Source organism: Pseudomonas sp. F(2018) (genome assembly GCF_005508865.1).
Lineage (GTDB): Bacteria > Pseudomonadota > Gammaproteobacteria > Pseudomonadales > Pseudomonadaceae > Aquipseudomonas.
Map to the genome: position 1 here is coordinate 1526049 of NZ_SCOM01000001.1, position 9265 is coordinate 1535313.

Annotated in this window: 12 protein-coding genes; 1 reads left to right on the forward strand and 11 read right to left on the reverse strand. The window is 65.7% G+C overall.

The window, feature by feature from the left end:
* Positions 1-249 precede the first annotated feature (249 nt).
* The 6 genes from FFS62_RS07585 to FFS62_RS07610 form a co-directional block, all read right to left on the reverse strand.
* A complete protein-coding gene (locus tag FFS62_RS07585) occupies positions 250-555 on the reverse strand; it encodes a hypothetical protein (protein WP_137972156.1) in 306 nt (101 codons plus the stop codon).
* A 105-nt stretch (positions 556-660) separates the two neighbouring features.
* Positions 661-1647, reverse strand: coding sequence for an SDR family oxidoreductase (locus tag FFS62_RS07590; RefSeq protein ID WP_137972157.1), 987 nt, complete (start codon positions 1645-1647; stop codon positions 661-663).
* 203 nt (positions 1648-1850) lie between these two features.
* Entirely contained in the window at positions 1851-2078 is a 228-nt protein-coding gene (locus FFS62_RS07595) for a hypothetical protein (protein ID WP_137972158.1), read from the reverse strand.
* Between the two features lie 96 nt (positions 2079-2174).
* On the reverse strand, positions 2175-2615 hold the full coding sequence (locus FFS62_RS07600) for a DNA methylase (RefSeq protein ID WP_371920099.1): 441 nt from the start codon (positions 2613-2615) through the stop codon (positions 2175-2177).
* 25 nt (positions 2616-2640) lie between these two features.
* A complete protein-coding gene (locus FFS62_RS07605) occupies positions 2641-2952 on the reverse strand; it encodes a DUF2061 domain-containing protein (RefSeq protein WP_137972159.1) in 312 nt (103 codons plus the stop codon).
* Positions 2949-3458, reverse strand: a complete 510-nt coding sequence (locus FFS62_RS07610) for a ferritin-like domain-containing protein (protein WP_137972160.1) — start codon at positions 3456-3458, stop codon at positions 2949-2951. Before FFS62_RS07610 ends, FFS62_RS07605 begins: the two co-directional genes overlap by 4 nt.
* 237 nt (positions 3459-3695) lie before the next feature.
* Here FFS62_RS07610 and FFS62_RS07615 point away from each other — a divergent pair, with 237 nt between their 5' ends.
* Positions 3696-4574, forward strand: a complete 879-nt coding sequence (locus FFS62_RS07615; RefSeq protein ID WP_137972161.1) for a manganese catalase family protein — start codon at positions 3696-3698, stop codon at positions 4572-4574.
* Positions 4575-4652: 78 nt separating this feature from the next.
* On the opposite strand, the gene FFS62_RS07620 is transcribed toward FFS62_RS07615, so the two are convergent.
* The 5 genes from FFS62_RS07620 to FFS62_RS07640 are packed head-to-tail and all read right to left on the reverse strand — an operon-like array spanning position 4653 to position 9259.
* A complete protein-coding gene (locus FFS62_RS07620; protein ID WP_137972162.1) occupies positions 4653-5762 on the reverse strand; it encodes a response regulator in 1110 nt (369 codons plus the stop codon).
* A complete protein-coding gene (locus FFS62_RS07625; RefSeq protein WP_137972163.1) occupies positions 5752-7515 on the reverse strand; it encodes an ATP-binding protein in 1764 nt (587 codons plus the stop codon). Before FFS62_RS07625 ends, FFS62_RS07620 begins: the two co-directional genes overlap by 11 nt.
* Positions 7508-8482, reverse strand: coding sequence for a SpoIIE family protein phosphatase (locus FFS62_RS07630; protein WP_137972164.1), 975 nt, complete (start codon positions 8480-8482; stop codon positions 7508-7510). The genes FFS62_RS07625 and FFS62_RS07630 overlap by 8 nt, the downstream gene beginning before the upstream one ends.
* Positions 8479-8874: an ATP-binding protein gene (locus tag FFS62_RS07635; RefSeq protein ID WP_256662145.1), complete on the reverse strand. Its 396-nt coding sequence runs from the start codon at positions 8872-8874 to the stop codon at positions 8479-8481. Before FFS62_RS07635 ends, FFS62_RS07630 begins: the two co-directional genes overlap by 4 nt.
* Positions 8837-9259, reverse strand: a complete 423-nt coding sequence (locus FFS62_RS07640; protein ID WP_137972165.1) for an STAS domain-containing protein — start codon at positions 9257-9259, stop codon at positions 8837-8839. The genes FFS62_RS07635 and FFS62_RS07640 overlap by 38 nt, the downstream gene beginning before the upstream one ends.
* Positions 9260-9265 lie beyond the last annotated feature (6 nt).

Sequence of the window (9265 nt, forward strand, 5' to 3'; positions counted from 1 at the left end):
TCCCCGCATCGGCACCACCCCACCGGGTGAGGTCGAGGCATTCGCTTGTGTAATCATCAAACAGTCACCCGAGTGTCATCCTCGGACCGACAACCTGCGCCTGAAGTACATCGGCGCGTTTCCAGTGAGAATGCGCTAGGCGCCCGATCAGATCTGACGAGGGTGCATGGCTGGCAGGCGCTCATGGATCGGGACCGAGGCCGCTTGCCGGGCCGTTGCTGGCCCGGTTTGGTTGATCCGGCTCAGTAGCTAGTCGAGCGAGCCGGGGTCGGAGGCCGGGTCGGTCGGCCCGCCGGGGGAGGAGTGCTCGGCGGAGTCGTCGCGCTCGCCATCGTTCTGCGCGTTGCCATCGCGGGTATTCACCTTGCGTCCGTCTTCGGTACGGACCTGGCCGTTGTCCTGGTGCGTATCCAGTTCCTGTTGCGGCGCCGGATTGCCCCTCGGGCTCGGCGCCGAGCCCTCGTTGCCATCGGGGCTACCGGCGGGAGCCTGGGCCAGGGCGACGTTACCGACCAGCAGGGCGGTGGCGGCTAGGACGATTCGCAGCGCTTTCATATAGGCATTCTCTTTGTGGTCGGCGACCCAGTTTGGGCCGCCATGCCTTCGGCAAGGTTCGCCTGGCGTGACCGACGGTTGCGTAGCGAGACGCCGCGTGACGCCTCAGTGCTGCGCGCCGTGACGCAGGCGCTGCAGCAGCCCCCAGCCAATCAGCAAGGCGGCCGCCGTGCCGAGCAGCAGCGGCGCGGTGCTGCTGGTGGCGGGCGTGCGCCAGCCGCCATCGATGCGTCGCTCGCCGGAGGGCGGCTGGAACAGGTTGCCCGAGGATTGCGCGATGGGTTCGCCGTGCTTGAAGGCCTGGCCGACCAGCAGGCCGGAGAGCTGCGCGAAACCGGGCAGCAGAAAGTGACCGAGGCGCAGCAGGGTGGCGGTGCCGCCCACCGTCTTGCCGGGCCGGGGATGCCGAGCCAGGTCGACCATCGCCTCGGCGACCAGGCGCGGATCGTAGCGCGGCGGTGGCGGCTTGAGGGCGCTGCCGGTGAAGTTCCCGCCATCGCGGAAACCGGGCGTATCCATCACCGCGGGGTACACATCGCAGACGTGGATATCCGGCCACTGGGTCAGCTCGCCGCGCAGCGCCTCGGAGAAGCCACGCAGGCCGTACTTGCTCGCCGAATAAGCCACCGCATAGGGCTGCGCCACCCAGCTGCCCACCGACAGGGTGTTGATCAGCACGCCCGACTTCTGCGCCTTGAAGTACGGCAGCGCCACATGGGCGCCGCGCAGGTAGCCGAGCAGGTCGGTCTGGACGATCTGTTCATGGGCCTGCAGCGGGGTCTGCACGAAGTCGCCTACCGCGCCGACGCCGGCGTTGTTCACCCACACATCGAGATAGCCATCGCCAAACGCCGCGGCACGGGTGGCCAGATTCTCCACCGCGGCGCTTTGCGTGACGTCCGTGGGCACGGCCAGGGCATGCGCGCCCAGTGCCTCGCACTCCTCGACGACGGTGGCCAATGCGCTGGCGTCGCGGGACGCCAGCACCAGGCGTGCGCCCTGACGGGCAAAGGCGTGAGCGGCCGCCCGGCCGATGCCGCTGGAGGCGCCGGTGATCACCACCAGCGCGTTGTTGAGGGAGCGCGTGCTCATGGGAGGACTCCTGTTCAGGCGATGCAATGAGGGTCAAAGAGCTGACTGCAGTGCTCGCCGAACAATTCCTCCGGGCCGACGGGCTGTCGGCCGCGCCATATCTTTCTCGGGCGGCAGTCGTTCAGGCAGGTGATCGTGGCGGCGAGCGGCCGAGAACGTCGAGACGATTCGAGCCGGCTGCGAGGTGAGGCTGATCCCGGGGATCAGACGGCCGCTTCCGAATTCAGCAGATCGATATCCACGATCTCGAGACCGCATCGATCCAGCCAGTCGATGGCCGACAGATTGCCCAACGGCTGAGGCGGCTCGTCGCCGTAGGCATCCATGACAATTTTCTGCGCCACTGCCTTGTGGTTGGGCAGGGCAATCGCCCGCACCACGACCTTCTTCTGCAGACCCGCGGCGGTTTGATAGGTGACAAGCCAGTCCATTGCTCTTCCTAGCCGAATATAGGGGGCCGGAGTATCGCCAAATGGAGTGTGGCAGGGGGCCATGACCGCAGTGTTCCAGCGCCGGGCGCCGCGTCGTCAGTACAGCCCGCCGGCCGCCTCGAGCATGAATATTTCCACGGTCTTGGGGCCGATGCCTTCGAACTCGGCCAGGCGCCGTTCGAAGTCTTCGCGGTCGCTGCTCTGCTGGCGCATCACGCTGAGCTTGCCGTCGTACTGCTCATCGAGCTTGCGGCACAGCTTCAGCAGGCGCTCGGCGGTGGAGCGGTCGTAGCGAACGTAGCGCGCCTCACCGAGCATGCGCACCAGTTCCGCCTTGCTGGAGCCGCCCAGCCGCTGCGGCGTATCGCGCTGGTGCCGTTCGACGATGATGCGGTAGGCCTGCTCGGCGACGGACTGCTGGATCGGCTTGCCGAACAGAAAACTCGCCACCAGCCATTTGAACAACGCGGCGTCGCTGGCCCTGGCCAATCCCTCGGCCAGGCCCAGCTGCTGCGCCGTTATGCGTTTCTCGCTCACGCTGTCGTCGTTCAGGGCAGGGCGATCATTGGCTTTCCTGCTGGCCCCCTCGGCCCTGGGAGTTGAGCGCGCCCATGAGGTTACCGTGACCGTGGCCTTCTTCGCGTTGCACCGGAGAGCCGCGCTTGTTCCAGAGGCGCTCGTGGAAGTAGAACGCCACGGTATTGCAGGCGGGTTCGATCAGGGCGATCAGGCCACCGGTCAGCAGGCTGCCCGTAAGCAGGTAGGCGACGGTGAACGCGATGGAAAAGTGCAGTACGGCAAAGCTCAGGGTCTTCAGCAGGGGCTGTTGCTCCTGAGCGCCAGCCCCGCAACAGCCGCGCAGCACAGCCTTCATCGCTTGGCCTCGAGGCCGGGTGTCTCGGAGCGATCGAGGAAGGCCTGGGTCAGCTCCGGCAGGTGCTCCTTGAGCCACTCGGCCATTGCGATCTCCTGCGGCAGGATCTGCTCGCAGGCCTTCTGGGTTTCCACATCACCCGCCGCCTTGGCTGCGGCAATCAGCACCGTGTACGCGGCGATCTCGACATTCTCGAACACATAGCCGGCCATGGCGCCCTTTATCACCTCGTCGCTCACGGCCATGCCACCCACCGCCTGACCGAAGGCCATCAGCTTGCCGCCGATGTCCTTCAGCGTGGATGGTTCCTTGCCCAGGCGCGCCAGGGTCTGCTCCAGCAGCGCCTTCTGGCCCTGGGTTTCCTCCAGGTGCTTCTCGATGCGGGTACGCAGTTTGGGGTAGTTCTCCAGCCGCGACTTCTGCGCACTGAGCATCTGCTCCGCTTGCTGTTCCATGGCGTGGGCGTCACGCAGCCAGTCGATCAGGTTGTCTCGTTTGTCAGCCATAGCGCTGTTTCTCCGGGGTCAGTGGCCATGTATCTCGGAAGCCGTCCTGCCCTCGGCGGTTCAACCTAATTTACGCCGGGTAAACAAGCGAAACGCCCGCGCCAGAGGCTCGCGCTTGGCTTGTTCGATTCTCCGCAATCTCCCTGAACTGCCTGCGGATGTGGTGACTCTGCATCTGAAGAGCCCGGGAAGGCCGGTGGATGACATGAGGGAGCAACCCAACCGGAGGAGTCTTCGATGTTCGTACATAACAAGCGACTGCAATACACCGTGCGTGTCGCCGGCCCCAACCCGGGCCTGGCGAATCTGCTGCTCGAGCAGTTTGGTGGGCCGCAAGGGGAACTGGCTGCAGCGATGCGCTACTTCACCCAGGGCCTGAATGAGGACGATCCAGGCCGCAAGGATCTGCTGCTGGATATCGCCACCGAGGAGCTGAGCCACTTGGAGATCATCGGCTCGATCGTCGGCATGCTGAACAAGGGCGCCAAGGGCGATCTGGCCGAGGCGGTGGAGAAGGAGGCGGTGCTGTATCGCTCCCTGACCGAAGGTGGCAACGACTCGCACATCACCTCGTTGCTCTACGGTGGCGGCCCGGCTCTGACCAACTCCGCCGGCGTGCCGTGGACCGCGGCCTATGTGGATTCCATCGGCGAGCCCACCGCGGACTTCCGCTCCAATATCGCGGCCGAGGCACGGGCCAAGATCGTCTACGAGCGGCTGATCAACGTCACCGATGACCCGGGTATCAAGGAGGCGCTGGGCTTCCTCATGACCCGTGAGCTGGCCCACCAGCAATCGTTCGAGAAGGCGTTGCACACCATCCAGCCGAACTTCCCGCAAGGCAAGCTGCCTGGCATGCCCGAGTTCACCAACGTCTACTTCAACATGTCCCAGGGCGAAGGGGACGTGCGCGGCCCGTGGAACCAGGGCGACCAGTGGGAGTTCGTGGACGATCCCCAGCCCGCCCTGGACGGCGGCGATGGCCTGGCCAGTGTGAAGCTGCCGACGAAACAGGCCGAGGTGGTCGAGCAGATGGCGGTGCGCACCGCATCGGATCCGACCCTGGACCCGCTCACCGGAGCGGACCTGGGTTCGGGTGCCTATCTGAAGAAGTGACCAGGCCGAGCGCAGCCGCCGGCTGCCGGAAAAGCAAAGCCAGGCATCGCCTGGCTTTTCTTCGTGTTGCGGTCGGGATTAGCCCGCCAAGGCCACCGGCAGCAGCAGCTCCACCCGCGCCAGGTCGCCCTGGTTGCTGAACTGCACTTCGCCGCCGAAGCTCTCCGCCAGTGCCTTGACGATGGGCAGGCCGAGTCCCCAGCCCTTGGTGTCGCTGCGGCTGGAGATGAAATAGGGGGTAGCCAGATTGTCCAGCACTTCCTCGGGGAAGGTGCCCTGGTTGGTCACCACCAGCCTGACGAAGTCGCCTTCATGGCTCTGCTCTATGCGGATTGGCTTGAGCGCCTGGCCATGCTTGGCGGCGTTGCCGACCAAGTTGTCGAAGATGCGCAGGAACGCCGAGCGGTCCCAGGTTATCTGCAGGTCGGGACTTTCCAGTTGCAGCTCCAGCGGGTTGTCCAGCTGCAGGGCGAGGTTGGCTACGGCGTCGCGCAGCAGCATGCCCAGTTCCATGCTCTCGCTCATCAGCTTGATCCCACCGCCGACGCTGACGTGGGAGATATCCAGCAGGTTGCCCACCATCTCGTCGATGCGCCGCAGGTTGTCCTGCAGCACGGCGAGCAGATCCTCGGTGCGCCGCGCCGGGTTGCGCTGCATCAGCCCGGTGGCCATCACCGCCGCCGACAGCGGCGAACGCAGGTCATGGCTGAAGGAGCGCATGAAGCGTTCGAGCATGACCTTTTCCTTGCTCAGCTGCTCGTTGCGCGCTTCGGCCCAGTTGCGCTGGCGCTCGATACGCTCCATTCGGGTGTTGCTCTTCAGCAGGCTGGTGATGGTCGCCAGCACCTCATCCGGGTTGATCGGATGGGTCAGGTAGGCGCGGGCGCCGGTGTTCAGCCCGGTGGCCTTGTCCTTGCCACTGACGAAGGTGGCCGAGATATTGATGATCGCCGGCAGCCGCGACGGCCCCAGGCTCTGCTCGGCCTGCTGGATCAGCTCGAAGCCGGTCATGTCCGGCAGGTTGATGTCGAGGATCACCAGGTCGACGCCCTCGATCATCAGTTGCAGGCCCTCGGCGCCCGTGCCGGCCTCCAGGATCTGGAAGTTCTCCTCGCTGGCCAGGATCTTGCGCAGCACATAGCGGTTGGCTTCCATGTCGTCGACGATGAGGACTCGTCTAGTGCGCATCGCGTTGCTCCTCCACCAGGCGTCCCACGTGATGCAGGACCTGCTCAGCGTAGTCCGGGTGCGACTTGTGCAGAACCGCCCGGCTGTGACGCTGCAGATGCTCCAGCGCCGCCCCTGCGAGCGGCTTGGAGGTGTTGATCAGCACGCGCGAGTGCATGCTCCAGTCCATGCTCTCGAGCAGGTCCTCGCCGGAGATGTCCGGCAGGTCCAGGTCGAGGAAGATGATGTCCGGGCGCACCGCATGCAGCTTGTCGATGCTCGAGGTGGCGCTGACTGCCTCGATGATCACCGGATGGTAGGGCTGCAGCAGGCGCGACAGCAGGTAGCGGTCGGCCTCGCTGTCGTCGATCAGCAGGATGTTGATACCGTTCAGGTCGAGCGCCGCCGGCTCGGGCGCCTGCTGGTCATACAGGCGGGCCACCTGCAGCAGGAAGCGGCTGCCGCGTCCCAGCTCGCTGTCCAGGCTGATCTCGCCGCGCAGCAGGCGTGCCAGGCGCTGGGCCACGGGTAGGCCCAGGCCGGTGCCCTGGATCTGTGGCGCGGCGGGGTTGCGTACCCGCAGGAATTCCTCGAAGACGCGACTGTGATTCTCCGCGTCGATGCCGATGCCGGTGTCTTCCACCAGGAACTCGACGTTCTGTTCGTCCGGCAGGTAGGTGCGCACGCTGACCTTGCCGGATGGTGTGTACTTGAAGGCATTGCCGATCAGGTTGCGCAGTATCTGGAACAGGCGGTGGCGGTCGGTTTCCAGCACCACGTCATGGGTGGCGCCGAGCACTTCCCAGGCCAGCGCCGGATACCGTTGCGCCAGGGCGCCGGTGAACTGGCGCAGCTGCTCGACGAAGTCGGCGAGGGTGAAGCGCACGGGGGTGATCTCGATGCGTCCGGACTCGGCCTCGGACAGGTCGAGCAGCTCGTTGACCAGCTCGGACAGCTCGTAGGCGGCGTCGCGGATGAAGGCCACCTGCTTGTACTGCTCGGGGTTGAGTGGCCCGTCCACGCCCTTGAGCAGCATCTTGCTGATGTTCTCGACGATGTTGATCGGCGTGCGGATCTCGTGGGTCATGTTGGCGAAGAAGCGGCTCTTCGACTGACTGGCAGTCCGTAGCTCGTCGGTGGCCTTCTCCAGCTCGGAATACAGCGCCACCACGCCCTTGTTGGTGTTCTCCAGCTCTTGGTTGGTGGCCTCCAGCTCGAATTGCTTGTTCTGCAGTTCGGCAGCGGTCAGCAGCAGTTCCTTGCCGCGTACCTGCAGCTCGATATAGGGGTCGGCGACCCCATCGGAGTGCAGTTGCTCGCGGATTTCGCGCAGCTGCGTCGGCGAGGGGGAGGGGCGCGGCGGATGGATCGCCTTCATGCCGAGGATGCGCGTACCGTCAGCGGAAGTCTGGATCTCGAATTCATCCATCAGCCGCTGGGCGCCGCGCAACCCCACGCCCATGCCGGTGGGCGAGACGTAGCTGCCGTCGAGAATGCTGTCGATGGCGACGATGCCGGGCCCGTGGTCGTCGGCGATGAAGCGCAGGCCGCAGAGCAGGCCGGCCTTGTTCTCCACCAGCTCGAACAGGAACTCGCCCTGGCCGGCGTACTGGTAGATGTTGCGGGCCAGCTCCGACACCGAGGTGGCGAAGCGGATCTGCTCCAGTTGCGACAGGTCGAGCCAGGCGGCGATGCGCTTGGCGCTCTGACGGCAGGTGACCACATCGACTTCCTCCCGGATGTCTATGGATACGATGCGCCGCACCTTATGCATGTTTCATTACCACCATGGTTGCGTCGTCGTTGTGCCGGCGGAAGTCGCGGTGCAGCACCGCCGCGATCACGGCCGGATGGCGCCCGGCCAGCCCGGGATAGCTGGCCAGGTCGAAGCGGGTGCTGATGCCGTCCGAGGCCAGCAGCAGCAGGGTGGTGGGCGACCAGGGGTAGCTGAAGCTCTGGATCCTGCCGATCCGGTAGCCCACCGTGCCGTTGCCGGACACCATGCTGCGGTTGCGCCCGTCGTGCAGCACGCCGGCGATGTTGCCGACCCCGCAGAAGCGCACCTGAGCCTGTTGCGGCAGGACCTCCGCCAGGGCCACGGCGCCACCGCGGGTCGCCATCAGTACCCGGTGCATACGTTCGAGTAGCGTCTCCAGCGGGAGGTTCGCGTCGTGTTCGCGGAACAGCTCGCGCGCCTTGCGGCTGGCCTCGTTGGCCGCATAGCCGTGGCCCAGCCCGTCGCACACCAGCAGGCGGTTGCCATTCACCGCCCAGGCGTCGCCGCACAGCTCCTCGCCCGGGTAGGGCAGGGAGACGCCCGCCGAAATCAGCGGTCCTGCCGGCGGCTGCAGGTGAAACTGGGCCAGCACCACGGTGCCGCGCTCCGGCTGGGAATAGATATCGAAGCGGTCGGAGAGCCGACTGATCGCGCCCAGGCCGGCGCCCATGGTGCCCTTGCTGGAATAGCTGTCGGCCAGGCAGCGGGCTATATCGACCATGCCGGGGCCACGGTCCACCGCCAGCAGTTCCAGGCGGCTGTCGTCCTGGTAATACAGCAGTTCGCCACCGCCGGCGTGGATCACCAGGTTGAGCGCCATCTCCTGCACCACCACGCCGATGCGGCCAAGCAGGGGCTCATCGGCTGTCAGGCGGCCGGCCAGGCGTACGATGCTGCGGCGTGCAGCGTCGGCGTGCGCGGTATGGCTGATGGGGAAGACGCATTGCGTGGAGCGTTCGCTCATCTCCACTTCCATAGCTCCACGGTGGTGCCGGCGCCGGGCTGGCTGTCGATGGCGAATTCGTCCACCAGGCGGCGTGAGCCGCTGAGACCGAGGCCCAGCCCGCTGCCCGAGGTATAGCCGTCGACCAGGGCGCGCTCGATGTCGGCGATGCCCGGCCCCTGGTCGCGGATGACCAGGCGCACGGCCGCACGACCCTCGCGGCTGGCGAGCTCCAGCTGGCATTCGCCGCCATTGCCGTAGATCAGCGCGTTACGCGCAATTTCGCTGGCCGCGGTGACTATCTTGGTCTGCGAGACCAGGCCCAGGCGGGCTTGCTCGGCGAGTTTGCGTACCTGCTGGCGGATGATGACGATGTCAGTTTCCTGCTTCAGAGGGAGCGTCTGCGTCTTCACTCTCGGGCTCCCCGGCGATGTCGTCCTCGTTCACGCTGTTCTCCAGCCAGCGCATGCCCTTCTCGATGTTCAGCGCGGTGGCGATACCCTCCAGGGACAGGCCCAGTTCCACCAGCGTGATGGCCACGGCCGGCTGCATGCCGACCACTATCACCTTGGCATCGAGAATCCGGGAGACGTTGGCTATGTGCGAGAGCATGCGGCCGATGAAGGAGTCGACTATCTCCAGGGAGGAAATATCGATCAGCACGCCCTTGGCCTTGTGGCGCACGATCTGTGCGGTGAGGTCTTCCTGCAGGTCCAGCGCCAGCTGGTCGTGCATGTCGACCTGGATGCTGAGCAGCAGGTAGTTGCCCATCTTGAGAATTGGAATGCGATCTACCATGGCGCC